At 32.6% G+C, this 18,048-nt stretch carries 14 protein-coding genes; 11 read left to right on the top strand and 3 right to left on the bottom strand.

Going from position 1 to position 18,048, the window contains the following annotated elements; translation table 11 throughout:
* Nucleotides 1-59: 59 nt before the first annotated feature.
* The 10 genes from H0I26_RS04370 to H0I26_RS04415 all read left to right on the top strand — a co-directional run bounded on the left by H0I26_RS04370 (nt 60) and on the right by H0I26_RS04415 (nt 14,760).
* Nucleotides 60-746 (top strand): succinate dehydrogenase cytochrome b subunit, encoded by a 687-nt coding sequence (locus tag H0I26_RS04370; protein WP_218701179.1) that lies wholly within the window; start codon nt 60-62, stop codon nt 744-746.
* Between the two features lie 14 nt (nt 747-760).
* Nucleotides 761-2,773, top strand: coding sequence for a fumarate reductase/succinate dehydrogenase flavoprotein subunit (locus H0I26_RS04375; protein WP_218701180.1), 2,013 nt, complete (start codon nt 761-763; stop codon nt 2,771-2,773).
* Nucleotides 2,774-2,784: 11 nt separating this feature from the next.
* Complete coding sequence (locus tag H0I26_RS04380) at nt 2,785-3,531, top strand: succinate dehydrogenase/fumarate reductase iron-sulfur subunit (RefSeq protein ID WP_218702035.1); 747 nt, start codon at nt 2,785-2,787, stop codon at nt 3,529-3,531.
* 264 nt (nt 3,532-3,795) lie between these two features.
* Complete coding sequence (locus tag H0I26_RS04385) at nt 3,796-4,575, top strand: hypothetical protein (protein ID WP_218701181.1); 780 nt, start codon at nt 3,796-3,798, stop codon at nt 4,573-4,575.
* A gap of 58 nt (nt 4,576-4,633) precedes the next feature.
* Entirely contained in the window at nt 4,634-8,005 is a 3,372-nt protein-coding gene (locus H0I26_RS04390; protein ID WP_218701182.1) for a WGR domain-containing protein, read from the top strand.
* Between the two features lie 2 nt (nt 8,006-8,007).
* Nucleotides 8,008-9,567: a hypothetical protein gene (locus tag H0I26_RS04395; protein WP_218701183.1), complete on the top strand. Its 1,560-nt coding sequence runs from the start codon at nt 8,008-8,010 to the stop codon at nt 9,565-9,567.
* Between the two features lie 6 nt (nt 9,568-9,573).
* Entirely contained in the window at nt 9,574-10,677 is a 1,104-nt protein-coding gene (locus H0I26_RS04400) for an AAA family ATPase (RefSeq protein WP_218701184.1), read from the top strand.
* Nucleotides 10,678-11,862: a VWA-like domain-containing protein gene (locus H0I26_RS04405; protein ID WP_218701185.1), complete on the top strand. Its 1,185-nt coding sequence runs from the start codon at nt 10,678-10,680 to the stop codon at nt 11,860-11,862.
* A gap of 178 nt (nt 11,863-12,040) precedes the next feature.
* Nucleotides 12,041-12,985 (top strand): M28 family peptidase, encoded by a 945-nt coding sequence (locus H0I26_RS04410; RefSeq protein WP_218701186.1) that lies wholly within the window; start codon nt 12,041-12,043, stop codon nt 12,983-12,985.
* 5 nt (nt 12,986-12,990) lie between these two features.
* Nucleotides 12,991-14,760: a MutS-related protein gene (locus H0I26_RS04415; RefSeq protein ID WP_218701187.1), complete on the top strand. Its 1,770-nt coding sequence runs from the start codon at nt 12,991-12,993 to the stop codon at nt 14,758-14,760.
* A 54-nt stretch (nt 14,761-14,814) separates the two neighbouring features.
* Here H0I26_RS04415 and H0I26_RS04420 read toward each other — a convergent pair whose 3' ends face one another.
* Both H0I26_RS04420 and H0I26_RS04425 read right to left on the bottom strand, forming a co-directional pair.
* Nucleotides 14,815-15,486: a GldM family protein gene (locus H0I26_RS04420; RefSeq protein ID WP_218701188.1), complete on the bottom strand. Its 672-nt coding sequence runs from the start codon at nt 15,484-15,486 to the stop codon at nt 14,815-14,817.
* A gap of 7 nt (nt 15,487-15,493) precedes the next feature.
* Nucleotides 15,494-15,841, bottom strand: coding sequence for a hypothetical protein (locus H0I26_RS04425; RefSeq protein WP_218701189.1), 348 nt, complete (start codon nt 15,839-15,841; stop codon nt 15,494-15,496).
* 824 nt (nt 15,842-16,665) lie between these two features.
* On the opposite strand from H0I26_RS04425, the gene H0I26_RS04430 reads away from it, so the two are divergent.
* The gene (locus H0I26_RS04430) at nt 16,666-17,073 is read left to right on the top strand and encodes a hypothetical protein (protein ID WP_218701190.1); all 408 of its coding nucleotides are present in this window, start codon (nt 16,666-16,668) and stop codon (nt 17,071-17,073) included.
* 6 nt (nt 17,074-17,079) lie between these two features.
* Here the strand turns inward: H0I26_RS04430 and H0I26_RS04435 are convergent, their stop codons facing one another.
* Nucleotides 17,080-17,973 carry a thioredoxin family protein gene (locus H0I26_RS04435; protein WP_218701191.1) on the bottom strand — a complete coding sequence of 298 codons (894 nt, stop codon included), beginning with the start codon at nt 17,971-17,973 and terminating at the stop codon, nt 17,080-17,082.
* Nucleotides 17,974-18,048: the final 75 nt, after the last annotated feature.

Consider the following 18,048-nt stretch of genomic DNA (forward strand, 5'->3'; position numbering starts at 1 on the left):
TTTGTTAATATATCGCTTGTGGCTTATCTTTGTGAGACAAATAATTAACTTCAACTATAATGAGCGGAATTTTAAATTCTTCAATAGGAAGAAAGTTTGCGATGGCACTTTCGGCATTCTTTCTAATGTTTTTTTTACTTCAACATTTTTCAATAAACATACTTTCGGTATTTAGTCCAGAGACTTTTAACGAGGTGTCTCACTTTATGGGGACCTTTCCGTTAGTGCAATATGCATTACAACCCGTTTTGATTTTCGGTGTTGTGTTTCACTTTGTAATGGGATTTGTTTTAGAAATTAAAAACAACAAAGCAAGACAAATCAGTTATGCCAAAAACAATGGCGGTGCAAATTCTTCTTGGATGAGCAGAAACATGATTTGGAGCGGATTAGCTATTTTAGCATTCGTTTGTCTTCACTTTTACGATTTCTGGTTTCCAGAATTAAATACCAAGTTTATTGTTGGTGATATGTCAGGTCTTGTAGATCCGAACAACGCAGATAGCGGGTTTAGATACTACGAAGAGCTACAACACAAATTTGTGGATCTATGGAGAGTAATACTTTATGTGGTTGCATTTGTGTTCTTAGCCTTACACTTATTACACGGTTTTGATTCGGCTTTTCAGTCGGTTGGAGCAAATAACAAATACACAAAAGGATTAAAAAGATTTAGTAAAATTTACGCAATCGGGATTCCATTAGGATTCATTTTTATTGCTGTGTTTCACTTTTTAAACCACTAAAAAATATAGTTACTATGAGTTTAGATTCAAAAGTACCTCAAGGTCCAATTAAAGATAAGTGGACGGATTATAAAAATCATATCGACTTAGTAAACCCTGCTAACAAACGTAACATTGATGTTATTGTGGTTGGTACTGGATTAGCGGGTGGATCGGCTGCTGCAACTTTAGCAGAGCTAGGATATAATGTAAAAGCATTTTGCTTTCAAGATTCTCCAAGACGTGCGCATTCAATTGCAGCACAAGGAGGAATTAACGCAGCAAAAAATTACCAAGGTGATGGTGACTCAACTTACAGATTGTTTTACGATACTGTAAAAGGAGGAGATTACCGTTCTCGTGAAGCAAACGTGTACCGTTTGGCTGAGGTATCTGCAAATATAATTGACCAATGCGTTGCTCAAGGGGTTCCTTTTGCACGTGAGTATGGTGGATTATTGGATAACCGTTCGTTTGGTGGTGTATTAGTATCACGTACTTTTTACGCAGCTGGACAAACAGGACAACAATTATTATTAGGAGCGTATTCTGCCATGAACCGTCAAATTGGTCGTGGTAAAATCAAAATGTACAACCGTCACGAAATGTTAGACGTTGTTAAGGTTGACGGAAAAGCGCGTGGTATTATAACCCGTAACTTAATTACTGGAGAAATTGAAAGACATTCAGCTCACGCTGTAGTTCTTGGAACTGGTGGTTATGGTAACGTATTTTTCTTATCAACTAACGCGATGGGAAGTAATGTAACAGCAGCATGGAAAGCACACAAACGTGGGGCTTACTTTGCTAACCCTTGTTACACACAAATTCACCCAACATGTATTCCCGTTTCTGGAGATCATCAGTCTAAACTAACGTTAATGTCTGAGTCTTTACGTAATGATGGACGTATTTGGGTACCAAAACACATGAAAGATGTTGAGGCTATTAAATCTGGGACATTAAAGCCTAGAGAATTAGCTGAAGAAGATAGAGATTACTACCTAGAGCGTCGTTATCCTGCATTCGGAAACTTAGTCCCTCGTGATGTTGCCTCTCGTGCAGCAAAAGAACGTTGTGATGCTGGTTTTGGAGTAAATGCTACTGGAGAAGCTGTATTCTTAGATTTTGCTTCTGCAATTCAACGTTACGGTAAAGAAACTGCTCACGTTAAAGGTTTAGACGAAAATGATGCTGTCCTTGTTAAAAAATTAGGACAAGAAGTCATCAAAAATAAATACGGAAACTTATTCCAAATGTATGAGAAGATCGTAGATCAAGATCCATACAACACACCAATGATGATTTATCCAGCGGTACACTACACTATGGGTGGTGTTTGGGTAGATTATAACTTAATGACAACTGTTCCTGGTTTATACTGTATTGGAGAAGCTAACTTCTCTGACCATGGAGCCAACAGACTTGGTGCTTCGGCATTAATGCAAGGGTTAGCGGATGGTTATTTTGTATTACCGTATACTATTGGTGACTACTTATCTAACGATATCCGTACGGGAGCAATTTCTACGGACACAAAAGAGTTTGAAGAGGCTGAAAAAGAAGTACGTGAGAAACTAGAGTTCTTCGTAACTAATAAAGGGTCTCATTCTGTAGATTATTTCCATAAGAAATTAGGGAAAATCATGTGGAACAAAGTAGGGATGTCTAGAAATGTAAAAGGATTAACAGAAGCAATTTCTGAAATCAAAGCATTAAGAGATCAATTCTGGAAAGAAGTTAAAGTGCCTGGAACTAATGAAGAGTTTAACGAAGAGCTTGCCAAAGCTGGTCGTGTAGCTGACTTCTTGGAGTTAGGAGAGTTATTTGCTAAAGATGCACTAAACAGAGAAGAATCTTGTGGAGGTCACTTTAGAGAGGATTCTGTGGAGTTAGACGGAGAGCAAAAAGGAGAAGCATTACGTAATGACAAAGATTTTGCATACGTATCTGCTTGGGAGTACAAAGGAGAACCTAGTGATGCTGTTTTACATAAAGAGGAACTAGAGTTTAAGGATATCGAATTAAAACAAAGAAGTTATAAATAAGGAGAGCTATGATGAATTTAACACTTAAGATTTGGCGTCAAAAAAACGCAAGTGATAAAGGGAAAATGGTAGACTATAAAGTTACCGATATCTCACCAGATATGTCTTTCCTTGAAATGTTAGATGTTTTAAACGAACAACTAATTAATAATGATGAAGAGCCCGTAGCCTTTGATCACGATTGTCGTGAGGGTATTTGCGGAATGTGTTCTTTATACATTAACGGAGAAGCACATGGACCTGATCGTGGTGTAACAACCTGTCAGTTACACATGCGTATGTTTAAAGATGGAGATACAATTACTATCGAGCCATTTAGAGCAACCGCTTTTCCTGTAGTAAAAGATTTAGTAGTGGACAGAGGTGCTTTTGATCGTATCCAACATGCTGGAGGATTTATTTCTGTAAATACATCTGGAAATACTATTGATGCGAATACAATACCAGTAAATAAGCATGATGCAGATGATGCTTTTTCTGCAGCAACTTGTATTGGTTGTGGGGCTTGTGTAGCCTCTTGTAAAAACTCATCAGCAATGTTATTTGTTGGTGCTAAAGTTTCTCAATTTGCCTTATTGCCACAAGGTAAAATTGAAGCTACAGATCGTGTGTTAAACATGGTTAAGCAAATGGACGAAGAAGGTTTTGGTAACTGTACTAACACTGGAGCTTGTGAGGTGGAATGTCCTAAAGGAATTTCTTTAGAGAATATTGCACGTATGAATCGTGAGTATTTATCTGCAAGTTTAAAAGGATAAAATAATCTTTTAAAATTATATTATAAATCCGAAGCTACTTAAGCTTCGGATTTTTTTTGTTTAAAAAACGGTGCTTCTTTTTCTTTCAAAATTTCCATTTTTAAACTACTTATATATAGGATTCTATACTAATTAAAATCAATGTAATTCATTACTAGCAACAATAAATAATTTTTCACGGAAAACAGGGAGAAATAAATTATTGTAAAATTTTAATTTAGCAGAGGAAATAAATTTATAACTGGTTTAAAATATTTTAAAATTATGAGTGAAGATCTCAGAATGACCATTGTTGCATTGATAATTTTAACACTATTAACGTCTGGTATTCAGTGGTTGTTAATACGGTTTACACATTGGTCTATAGCATTAATAATTAGTGCTCTTTTAGCCTTTTTTATTTCGTTTTTATATGTGTCTATTAGTCACGCAACTCCAAATGGCGCGGGTTATAACATACGTTTTTCAGAATATATTCCCCCTACAATTATAATATTTGCTGCATTTACTGTTAGTTTTTGTTTGGTAAGTTATTTAAGTAAGATCAATATTCATAAAATAGGTTATATAGTAGCCATAAGTCTACTGTTTTTAATGATTATTACTTTTTTTATATCCGTTACTAATGCTAATAAACTTGGTGAGGGTTATGCATCGGAGCTCTGCGTAATAGAAGTCATCAATGAAACCGGTAACCCACCTGTAATGTATCATATTAATTTTAGAAACAACGAGAATAACTATGATTTAGGAATTGACATGAAAAAAAACAACGATGTAAATGCATTACGGAATGAAAATGACATCAGATATTTTCCAATTTTCACCAACGAAATAGAATTTGTTTTTATTTCCAATACATCAGCTCTTTTTTTTAGTCAAAAATTTCCGTTTGATTATCGTATATATCGGGAAGATAAGATTGACTTACAAGACACACGCATACACTTAAAAATAATATTAAAAAGCAATAGTAAAGTCGCTATATACCTTAATGAAAATTTAGTGATAGAATACCAATTAGAAGAATTAGAAAATAATTAAATAGGATAACTTAAAGCTTAATTATTTGTCAACATCAAAAAATTATAAAAATAAACCCATGAAATACGCGCTTATATATAAGGACGATAAGTCTAATAAATTTTGGAACATTGAAGTATTAGGTAATGCATATACTGTAACTTATGGAAAAACGGGAACCAAAGGGACTTCTAAAACTAAAACACATGACGATGTAGAAACCTGTATTAAAGAAGCGAATAAAGTAACCCTGCAAAAACGAAAAAAAGGGTATGTTGATGCTGATGTTACACTGTCAACGACTCCAATAGCTGCAGATGATAAAGCAGAAGCGCTTAGAGAGGAAAAGACGCTAGTACAAAATAGTAATACTCAAATTGAAGATTTTGAAAATGGGGTTAAAATTATAGAAGACCTTATTGAAAGAAATGAGCTAATGGCTGCTATGGAGTATTCAAAGCAGTTACATGCTTTAAATTTATCAGACGAAGAAGTGATGATGGCTAATCACTTGTCAGGTAAAATAGCGTTTAAGAAGCATGATTTAATAGCAGCGGAACAGTACTTTTTAAAAGGAGGAGCGCAGTCTTATTATGTATTAGCTAAACTATATACCCAAAATAGGGAGTATGCGAATGCTTTTTTGTATTACGAAAAAAAGGGGACTTACAAAGCCCTTTTTAAAGCCGGGAGTATTGCAAAGGTTCAAGGCTTAAGGGACGCGGCTTATAAATATTTAAAAGAAGCTATTACAATTGGAGAAGCAAATGTAAAGAGCACGCTTTGGAAAGCATATTTGAAACTAGGTGCCTTGTATCATACTGAAGATATAAAACTTGCTGAAGACTTTTATTTGAAGGCTATTGCTTTTGAAAATTCAGGAACAAAGGCGTTTAATAATTTAGGGGTATTATATATCAATAATAATAGGTTTGAAGAGGCTTTAAAAGTATTAAATAAAGCGATTGTAAGGTTTCCTGAGCATAGTACAGCCTATTTCAACACATGTTGTTTATATGCGTTACAAAACCAATTAGACGAGGCTAATGTCTGGTTGGAAAAAGCCTTGTATTATGGTTTTGATAGATATAAAGTAAAAGAAGATAGTGATTTAAAGGAGCTGATAAAAACACCAGTTTATAAAGAACTGATGGCAAGGTATAGTTTTGAAAATCGCTATTTACATCATTATAAAAGTAAAATACTACAAGAACATCCTGAGGTGATTGAGGATATTTCATTTTATAAAATGCCAATAGAAAAGGGCTTTGAAGAGGTTTTAAAGAAAGCAATTAATGTCACCCAGTTCAGTTTTGATGGTGCATTAAAAACGTTTCCAACAGTCATTACTAAATTTAAAAAATTAGAAAAGGTAAAACTTACTAATAATTCAATTCAAGATTTTCCTGAGGAATTTTTAAAGATGGATATAGATTGTGTGAGTTTAGAATTGAAATTTTTAAAAGAGTTTCCTGTAGCATTAGGTCGGTTGAAAAATTTAGAATACTTTCAATTAGGTAGCTTTAAATTTCAAGAAATACCTAAAGACATTGCGCGTTTTTCAGATCTAATAACACTTACTATAAAACATGCTAAAGTACTTACCAGCATTCATCGCGAAATAGGGAGTTTGTCTAACTTATGTGTTTTAGAAATTAGAGACACTACTTTAACTCATTTACCTGTTGAAATAGCAGAACTAAAAAAACTAAGTGAGTTAACACTTTCTGAAAACCCAAATATAAAATACTTGCCAGAAGAAATTTTTACGATGCCTAGTTTAGATAGGATTATTTTGCATAAAAATGGGTTTCCTAGTACAGAAGCAACAAAATTATTTGAAGAAGGGAAACAACGTAGGATGGAAAAAAGAATCATGGGCGTTTTTCTTGCTATTTTACAAGATAATGATGCTTATGTTGAAAAAAACGCAACGTTTAAAGACTTTTTATTAGCACTTAATTCGTCGGTAAGTATGCTTCGAAATAAAGTTTTATTACGACTTAATAAACAAGACCTAACGGTTGATTTGGATGCTAATTCTGAGGTTTTGGTTTTAGGGAAGTTTGATAAAAGTATTACCGCTGTAAAAAATGAAGTTAAAGACATGGGGTATGCTGTAGCTAAAAAATGGAGCGCAAAAACAACCCACATTTTAATTGGTGAAAAACCAGGAGACAAACTTATTCCTTTATTAGATAAAACGGTCTGTTGGGTTACAGAAAAACAGATAAGACCTGAAGATACTAAAAAAAGCACGCCTGCTGTAGCGCTTAATGAGATGATGACGCAGCAAATAAAAACCTTATTAGATAGTACAGATGACACCAACTTAACCATGGCAATTGAAATGATTGAAGCGACGCAATCTGCCAATGTGTTTGCAATGCGTTTATTTTTAAATTATCAGTATTCTTCAGATAAAGACAATAAGAAAAATATACTTGCTCTTATAAAGGGAGTAGAGGATGAAATACTAGTAACTCTATTTGCCAAAAAATATGGATTTAAAACTGCTTCAGAGAAAAAAGTAAAAGAGTATATACAAAAGATTCCAAAATTGGCAGGTTTTAATGAAGTAGAATTTGCAAATACTATTTTTGTTTTGAGTGGTAAAGGGGTTGATTATCTTCTAGAAAATGGAACATCAGAACAAAAAAGTAAGGTTTTAAATACTTTGGTAGCGGATGGGGTTTTAGATTTTGGTTACGATTGTGATATAAGAACCTTGCCTGAGGAAATAGGTGAATTAGAGGCGCTTACTAAGTTAGATTTATCGCACCTTAAATTAAAAGAATTCCCTGTGTTTTTGACAAAACTTGTAAGTTTAGAAAACATTTGCTTAGTTAAAACGCGTCTTAAAACATTACCTAAGGAAATAGCAAACCTTAAAAATCTTACTAAAATAGACTTAAATTCTTGTTCCTTTAAAAAATTCCCGAAAGAAGTGTATCAATTAAAGAACACAGAATATTTATCGTTTGATAAAGGTCATTCAGATTCTAGCCAAGCCATATCAGTGATACCAGAAGGTATTTCTAATTTAAAAAAACTACGAATATTAAAATTTGATAGAAACCCTATTACTTTACTGCCTAATGATATTGGTGAGTTAGATGCTTTAGAATACTTGGGGTTAATGTCTAATGACATTAGCAATCTGCCTGAAAGCTTTGGGGATTTAAAATCCTTAAAAAAATTAAATATTACATGTTTTAATGAAGAAAACCCATATGATTGTTCGGGTATTTTAGCAAAAATAAAGACGTTAGAAGAGTTAACGATATCTACAAGTCAATTTAATGTGTATGAAAATTTATCCAAAATGACGTCCCTGAAAAAATTAGTGATTTCTGGTAGTCGTGATTTAAAAGCTAAAGATTGGGTTGCAGAAGGAAAAAAACGATTACCTAACTGTGAGGTCGGTACTTTGTATAATTATGTTTATTAAATATGAAAGATTTAATTATAAAAAACAGTAATGCTATAGATTGCTCTGTTTTTAATACTGCAGACCTTGAAAAATTAACGATACAAGCGTCTACTGTAGCGATACCGTCTGAAATAGGGAGGTTAACCAACTTAAAAGAATTAAGGTTAATAGATAACACCTTAACAAATTTGCCAAAGGAATTATTTGATTTAGATAAAACTTTTATCTTTTTTGAAAACAACAAACCCGAAGCTATACAAGAAGTAGGTTTGTTGTTTTTTGATTTTCAATGGAAAAAAATAACAAAAGAACAGGCTATAATTTATCTTTTTCTTTTACAAAACGATACGGATAGCATTACCAAAAACGATATTAGTAGGTTATATGACGCTTTAGATTATCGTATTGAATCTGTACGTAAAAATGCACAACAACTACTTAATAAGTGGTTACCTTTAAAAAGTATTGAAGAAAACGCTGTTATTGCTATCTTAGGGAAGTTTGATGTTTTGTCATTAAATGATATTGCACATCGTTTAGATAATCTATCTGTAAACTATGAAACAAAAATAACATCCAAAACAACACATGTTATTTTATGCAACGAACCAAACTTGGATACTGTAAAATTAACGGAATCAAAATCAATAATTAGTACCGAGCAAAATTTTTTAGCATGGTTAAATAAAACAGATGTTCAGTTTTTGTCCAAAAAAAATGAAGAGAATGAAGATGCTTTAGAAAATGTATCAGAAATGTTATTGAGTAATAATTCTGAAAATATCGAATTGGCAATACAAATGATGAAGACACATGGGGTATCTAAAAGACTATTGGGGGATCTCTTTATCTTTTTTAATAGAGATAATAATAACCAAAAGTATTACAGGAAAGCTAAAAACCTGTTCAAGAAAAATGCCCCAAAAGAATTATTAACGTTCTTAGGAGGGAATCATGGAAGTAATTATGAGATTTATCCTTGTAATGAGGCATTTTATGCTTTTTTAAAAGAGACACAAGTTATGGATACAATGCAAATTGCCTTTGCATTGTGTAAAGACCTGTATTATTCAATGTCTAAAGAGTTGAAAAAAGGGGAGGAAGCTTTAACAGCGCTCATAAAAAATGGCATACTAGATATAACTCCGTTGCATAAAATACCTGAAGAACTTAAAGAGCTTAAAGGGTTTTCAACATTAATATGTAGAAACCATTTTAATAAAGGGAGTGCCTTTCCAGATTGGTTTTCTCAGTTGCCTATAGCGCGTCTTGATTTATATGATCAAGGCATAGATTTACCAGAAAACTTTCGTGAATTTAAAAACTTAACACATTTATGTTTGCCTACATATTTGGAGGCATTTCCGAGTGTTATAACACAAATACCAACTTTGGAAGTGTTAGAAATGAGTATGACACAATTTGAACGCGTTCCTGAAGAAATAAAAGCGTTAAGTAAGCTTCGTAAAATTATGGTTTTTAGGGAGTGGGATGATAAGTTTGAGGAAATTAAAGAACAGAAAAAAAACTTTTTCCCAACAAATTGTAATATTACAAGAGTCGAAAACAAATACAGGTAAACTATTATGACAACCAACCAACATCAATACATATATTACGGCACAAAGACCAATACTGTTGAAATTGAAAAATTTGTACTTCATACACTGGATATAAATAAACAAGCTAAGGCTTCTAATCGCAAAAAAACACCCGTATGCATATGGGGGAAACATGGTATAGGAAAAACAGAATTAGTAGAAAGTATTGCCAAAGAACACGGTTATAAATTCACATACATTGCTCCAGCACAATTTGAAGAAATGGGTGATTTATTAGGGATGCCCAAAATTGTAGATAATGAAACGATTACTGTACCTCCATCTTGGGTGCCTACTGTAGATCAACCAGGTATTCTTTTAATTGATGATGTAAATAGAGCAGATGATCGGATTTTAAGAGGCATCATGCAATTGCTTCAAAATCATGAATTAGCGAGTTGGAAGTTGCCAGAACAGTGGCATATTATTTTAACAGCCAATCCTGATGGTGGTGATTATTCTGTGACCCCTATGGATGATGCTATGTTAACACGGATGCTTCATATTACAGCCGAATTTGATTTACAGGCTTGGGCTGAATGGGCTCTTAAAAATGGTGTTGATCAACGAGGGGTTAATTTTGTGCTGACCTATCCAGAAATTGTAACCGGTCAGCGTACAACTCCACGTTCTTTAGTTCAATTTTTTACTTCAATTGCCAGTATTAAAGATTTAAAAAAAGAACTTCCTTTGGTAAGAATGTTAGCTGATTCTTGTTTAGATAGTAATGCCAGTGCTGCTTTTATTTCTTTTGTACAGCAAAATCAAAGTAAATTAATAAGTCCGGAAGAAATTATAAATACAAAAAAATTCGCTAAAGATGTTGAAGCACATCTTAACGAATTAGTTATAGCAGAACACCGAATAGATATTCTTGCTACACTTTGTACTCGTTTAACATTATATCTTAAATCATTAGAAAAAAAATGTTCTAAAGCACAATTAGAAAATGTAAAACTGTTTCTTAAAATGGAAATTATACCCAATGATATTCGTTTGTCTATGTTGGGCGATTTAACCAAAACAACCTCAGTAAAATCTATTTTATTAGACCCAGCATTAAGTAAGTTATTATTACAAAAAATGTAAATGGATATAATACAAGACATCTCTAAAACGACTATTAAACTTATCATTCAAGACCCTTTTTATGGGCACTTTTTTACACATATATTAAGAAAAAGTAATCCTAAAATAAAAACGGCAAGTATAACTTTGACAGAGACGGGTAGTGTTCTTTTAGAAGTAAATGAAGATTATTGGAAAACCTTGTCTATTGATTTAAAAATTGGTTGCATTAAACATCAAATACTGCACATTGTATTCAAACATATTTATGCAATAAAAAAATATGGGAATGCAAAATTATTTCATATCGCGGCTGACCTTGTGGTTAATCAATATTTAAAAAGCACACAGTTGCATGAGCGTGCGATAGTACTAGATGATTTTCCTTTTTTAAACTTAAAAATAAAAGAGTCTGTTGGTTATTATTATAAGCGTTTACAAGAGGTGTATCCTTTAAATTCAACAACATCTTCTAGTACAGGAGATACATTTGAAAAAACAACACTATTAGAAGAGCATAAGGGCTGGTCTGCTTTTCAACAACAGAGCGGTGCTGAAAAGCAGATAACGGCAGAGAAATTAGATACTTATGCGCAAATGAGTGCAAAAAGATTAAAAACTACAGATTTCGGTAATCTTCCAGGTGAATTAATTTCGTACTTAACTGAGGTTGAAAAAAGATTAAATCCTGTTGTTAACTGGAAAAGAGTACTTCGTCTTTATATGCAAAATAGTAGAAAAACATATTTAAAAACGACGTTAAAAAAGCCGTCTCGAAGATATGGCACATTACCAGGTATAAAAATAAAACAAAAACAAAAAATTTTAATTGCTATTGATACGTCCGGTAGTATTGATGAGAATGATTTGAGTAGTTTTTTTTCAGAAGTATATTATGTTTGGAAGCAAAGCCCTGATATCCGAATTGTTTTATGTGATACCGAAATACATGAGCAATATCCTTATAAAGGGATACTTCCTGCTATTGTTGGCGGTGGTGGAGGTACCAACTTTAATCCACCAATTCAATTTTCTAATACCTATCGACCAGATGTATTATTGTATTTTACAGATGGACATGCGCTAGCTCCAAATATAAAAAGTCGTACGCCTATTATTTGGATTATTAGTTCCGACGGACTTTCTAAATCCGATCCAGCATGGGAAGCACTGCCGGGACGAAAAGTTAAGTTGTCTTTAAGTTAATTGGCATGCTTTTAAGATGTGTTTTGTTGAAAAGGGACTATAAACCGACGTGTTAAATAGATCGTTTTATTACAGGTGTTTTGTTAAATTAAAGCAATAGTAGTGCGGTTTAAATAAATAAAAACCCGAGCAATAAGCTTGTTTTTTTTTCTTAATTTTACTTCTTGTTATTTTTAATATGAAAAGATTCTACCCTCTATATTTATTGGTACTAAGTACCACGCTTATTAGTTGTAAAACACAAACTGCCGAAGCGCCAAAAAAAGTCGATAAAACAGTTGCTTTAGGACAGTATTCGTTTTCGACAGCGGCGTTACTCGAAGATGTTAAAACCTTGTCGTCTGATGCTTTTGAAGGTCGCAGAACTGGAACGAAAGGCGCAGAATTAACCAGAGATTATATTATCAATCGCTTTACAAAATTAGGAGTTAAACCTTTAGTGTCTAATTATATTCAGGCTTTTACTTTTGAGACAAGTAAAAAATATGAAGCAGCTAATGTTTTAGGTGTTATTGAAGGGACTTTAAAAAATGATAAGTATATTGTGTTGTCTGCGCATTACGATCATGAAGGCATTAAAGGTGGTAAAATTTATAATGGGGCAGATGATGATGCTTCTGGTATTAGTGCGTTGTTCGCTTTCGCGGAATCTTTTGCCGAGAACCCTCCAAAACATAATGTGATTTTAGCGGCATTTGATGCTGAAGAATTAGGTTTAAAAGGGGCGTATCATTTTGTAGAAGATAATGCTGTGCAAAAACGAAACGTAGTACTTAATTTAAATATGGATATGATTAGTAGAAGCGAGGATAAGCAGTTATTTGCTGTTGGGTCTCGTTACTATCCCATTTTAAAACCAACACTTGAAAATTTTGAAGCTATAGGAGGTGTCGCATTAGTAATAGATCATGAAGGGATAACCAAAGCAGAAGATTGGACGTTTTCAAGTGATCATGCAGCATTTCATAAAGCTGAAATTCCATTTGTCTATTTTGGAGTTGCTGACCATGAAGATTATCACGAGCCTACAGATGATTTTGAAAATATTAATCAACAGTTTTACAAAGATGCAGTGCAAACTATAATTACTGTGTTTAATCAATTTGATAATTTAGATTTATAATATAAATGACAGATTCTAATTCTTATTACAGTGCTAATATCGCTAATTATACAGCAGAGGTTTCAAAACTGTATAAACAATTAACCTCTTTAAGTGTTGCAAGGCTTTTAGTTTTTGTAGCAACAGCAGTTGGTGGTTATTTTACCTTTGGGTCTTGGCCTTTATTTGCAGGTGTTTTAGTTGCGGGGGCTATTGGTTTTGTTTTTTTATTGTCAAAATATACGACAATCAAGGCGACGTATAATTTAAAAAAAGAATTAGTAACTATTAATAAAGAGGAATTAAAGATTAATTCTGGAGATTTTTTTGATCGTGAGGGGGGACTTCAGTTTCAAGATCCAAACCATAATTATGCGTTAGATATTGATTTGTTTGGAAGAGGTAGTTTTTACCAATTTATAAACAGAACAACTATTGATGATGGTTCTCAAGCTTTAGCTAATAGTTTAAAGGCAAATGCTACAGAGGCTATCGTGTTAAGACAAGAGGCGATTAAAGAGTTAGCTTCTAAAGCAGATTGGAGACAACAATTTCAAGCAAATGCAGGACTAATTAAAGTTGAGACTAAAGCCACAACCATCCTTGAGTTTTTAAAATCACACCAACCTATTTTACCTCAATTTTTTAAAACGATACCTTTAATTATTTCAGTTTTAACTCTGATTATTTTCGGTTTAGCTATCGCGAAATTAATCCCTATCGCTATCACTGGTTATTGGTTGTTGGTAGGCTTAGTTATTACAGGGCGTTATGTCAAAAAAATAAATGTGTTATCTGCAAATACAGATAAAATGCGTGATACTTTCAGACAATACGCGGTGCTATTAAGTGCTATTGAAAATGAAACTTTTACTGCTCCATTATTATTGGAGAAACAAGCTCAAATTCAACTTAAAGACAAAAAAGCCTCTCAAATTTTAAAAGAACTCTCTAAGGCTATGGATGCTTTGGATAATAGAAGTAATTTAATTTCGGCGCTATTTGGGAATGGGTATTTTTTAACTGATATCAAAAACACCTACGCGATAGAGCAGTGGTTGGAAAATTATAGTGATATCGTAGAGGATTGGTTTGAAGTAGTCGCGTTTTTTGATGCTTATAATAGTTTAGGTAACTATAGTTTTAATCATCAACAGTATGTTTTTCCTCAAATAGTGGCTAAAAACAGTGATACAAGCGTAACGGGATTAGGGCATCCTTTATTAAAATCAGAAAAGCGTGTCGATAATGATTTTGAAATAAAAAATCAGCAATTCTTTATTATTACAGGCGCCAATATGGCTGGTAAAAGTACCTTTTTACGTACCGTCTCTTTGCATATAGTTATGGCTAATGTTGGACTGCCGGTGTGTGCAAACTCATCCGTATATAGTCCAGTAAAATTGATTACAAGTATGCGTACAAGCGATTCGCTAACGGATGATAGTAGTTACTTCTTTTCGGAATTAACGCGCTTAAAGTATATCGTAGACGCCATTAAAAAGGATAATTATTTTATTATTTTAGATGAAATCTTAAAAGGGACCAATAGTACAGATAAAGCTATTGGGTCACGTAAGTTTGTAGAAAAGTTAGTGGCAAGTCATGCAACTGGTATAATTGCGACACATGATTTGAGTTTATGTGAAATTGAAGACCATTTAAAAGAAGTTAAAAACTACTATTTTGATGCGCAAATCATTGCTGATGAGCTGTATTTTGATTATACCTTTAAAAAAGGAATTTGTCAGAATATGAATGCGAGTTTCTTATTGAAGAAGATGGAGATTGTATAGGTTTTTGTAAACAAGTCTGTAAAGTCAGTCGTTACAAGGTGTTTTTTTGGGAGGTTAATCTATTAACCTAATTATGATTGGAGAGACCTTACATACTCTTGCTGGTAGATTTGATTTTATTTGAATTTCAAATAGTTGTATTTGACTACCTCTTTTTGCTTTGAGAATATCTGTGATTAAAACGGAGGACTTTATTTTATTTCCGATTACTTTTTTTGTAGGCCTGCCTGGTAGTTTTATTTTAAAACTAATAATTTCAGTTTGTAATCCATCTATTAACAACTCGGGAAAATTGTAAGACACAACACCTTTACTTAATTCCTTTCTTGTCAGTTTTAGTTCGCATTTTTTGCAATGTTTTCCGTTAAACTGGCTAATTCCAGAACTAATGTTTCTTATTTCAAATGTTTTTGATGTTGTAAAAGGGGTTCCGTTTAAGGCTTTACCTGTGACGGTAATCGTTATTTTTTTTCCTGTTCTAGGTGCTAGTTTGTAATTGCCTAAATCATCAATTTTTATTAATCCTTCACCTACAGCTTGATAAGGTAAATTGTTTTCTATTGTGATGTGTATTGGATTTAAGATGCCTCGATAAACAATGTCTTGATCATTAAATGTGCTAACGATTTCTATTTTTGGTGAGGCAATAGCAATAATATAATTGTTTTTGAGGACACTACTAATAGAACACCATAAGATCAGTAGTACTGTAGAAGTGAATTTCATTAATATGCTATGTTTTAGGAATGACTAATGCTTCACTAAAAATCCACTTTTTAATTAAATTAGCATTGGTTGTGATTTCAGCAAACACGTATAAATTAGATTGAAAACAGGGCGAGGTTTCAGCCAACTCAATGACCACTTTATCATCGCAATAACTAGAGTGTAAAAAGTAAATCTCCTTGTCTTTTATTAAAACATACCCGACATGATTGTCTAGTCCAACAAAGTAAATTCCGTTTTTATAGACTTGATTTAGTTTGTCTTTTAATGTGTTAAAACTAAGCTTTGAGTATATTTTTAGTTCGTTTTTTGGTTGCAATGCGATAGCTTCTTGTAATCCCGCTTGCTGTGCCATTTTATATCTATTTACTTTAAAATCTAAATGCTTTAAAGTGGTTGACACAAAATAACCACACGCAATTAAACCATCATTCGGGGTGTTGGTGTAGCCATTAAAATCCCAAGTAGTACCATACCAATGTGGTGTTATAACATTAATTAATTTATCATAAAGGTAGTGGGAGGCTGAGTCTATTGCTTTTTTGTTATCAGTATTGTATAGGGATTTAAAGTAACTTTTATCTGCGCTAATGCGGGACTTTAAAAGCGTATAGTTTCCGTTGGCTTTAAAATTAATACCCAGTGTAACACTGTCTAAACCTGTTTTGCTTATCTTATTCTTAATAGGTATGTTTTTAATCGTATTTATTGAGACTTCAGGTTTTACAGTCGTTTGTTTGTTCTCAATGTCTTTACAATTAAGTAACAGAATAAAAAAGGCTAGAAAAAAAAGATGAGTTTTAATAATTTGTAGATTTAGTTGGTTTAATATAAACTATTTAATTCCTATTTTATTTCGTTTTTATGAAAAAACAATATTACTTAAAACAAGTGGACTAGAATTGTCTATAAAGTTTATGTTGTATTAAAAACGAATAATTTTGGGAGGTGATAAAATAACATTTGGTTCATATGAAGGTTTTAGTCGGAAGCTACTTGTCAATGCTTTTGTTATTTGTGAAGCAATTAAGGTTAAAGTGAAATAATTTTTGATATGGAGACGGTTAATAAAACAAGCTGGGAATCTACTTTAAATATACCAGAAGGACAATGTACAGTAATAGATTAAAAAGTTTAGTTCTAATAGTAAGTCTATTTTTTATATGCTGTAAAAGTGATATGGAAAACCATAATATAAAAGTCGAGTTAGTTGTAGTTAATAGTTCAAAATTAAAAGGAAGCGTTACTATTAGCAATCAATCTGATACAGTGATTTCGGTTAATCAGTTTGACTGGGAAACGGCAACATTAAGTTTGGAACTTGAGAAAATTAGTAATAATCGTAATACAATAATACCTTTACTTGCGCCACCTGTTCCTCCAAGTAATTTAAAGGACTATGAGGTGAGTTTAAAACGTAAAGAACAACTTCAGTTTGATATTATAGGTTTAGACATTATATCAAATAATTTACGAGAAGAACTTATAAGAGTGCGTTGTAAAGGTTTTTATAAACGAGCGCAAGAGGATACATTTTATAAAATTAAATCAAATTGGGTAATCTTACAACCAAATAAAAAAGAATAGAGGGTATTAATTCTCTAGAACCCCTATTTTAGAAATCATGTCTAAAGCATTTTTATCTTCAGGTTTTAATTCTAAAACTTTGTTGTAATTTTTTAAAGCGTCAGGATAGTTTTTGGTTGTGAAAAAAGCTTCACCTAAACTGTCAAAAGTGTTTGGGTTGGTAGGGAATAACTTTGTGTTTAAATCAAAAACATAAATTGCTTTGTCGTATTGTTTATCTTTTAAATGCCAGTAACCTAAAGTATTTAGTTCTTTACTTCCTGCTGAGTATTCTGGAAAATAGGTTAAAAAGTTAGATTCTAATTTAACTAAATCTTCTATTGATTTTTCATTTAAGTTGTAAAACGTAATATTAGCCACGTAGTACTTAGCAAAATAACGTTGATTAGTGACTATTTTTTCGATGTCGCGTTCAAAAGTTTCAACAGGATGTTCCACTATCCTATTAATTTCTTTTCCGTCTTTATAAAAAATAAAAGTTGGAACACGGTGGATGTTAAACCCTTTTTCTTCGCCGTTAGGTCCTTTTTTGTAGCTGTCTTTGGTGTTGTCTAGAGCAAAGACCTCTAAATTATCCATATTAAAATCGGCCAATTCTAATACATTGTAAAAACGCGGTACTTCTTTTTTGCTATCACCACACCAAGTTCCTAAAAAGGCTTTAATGGTATAATTGTTTAGTGAGTCTTTGAAGGTGTTTATTAATTTCTCGTTGGCTATGTATTCGTCATAATTTTTATTAAACCAATCTTTATAAGCGTCTTTTAAAAGCCCATCTTTATTAATTTGTCCTAATAATTTTGCTTGTCCTTTGTCATCCAAAACTTCAGTGTTTATTGTTTGAGCGATTGAGGAGTTAAGCGTTATTAGAACAAGGGCAATGGATATAAATAATTTCATAAAAATTGTTTTTGATTGAGATATTCAAATCTAATTTTAATCTTACTCAATTAGTAATTATTTAAACCAACAACA

The organism is Olleya sp. HaHaR_3_96, from assembly GCF_019278545.1.
Classification (GTDB): Bacteria; Bacteroidota; Bacteroidia; order Flavobacteriales; family Flavobacteriaceae; genus Olleya.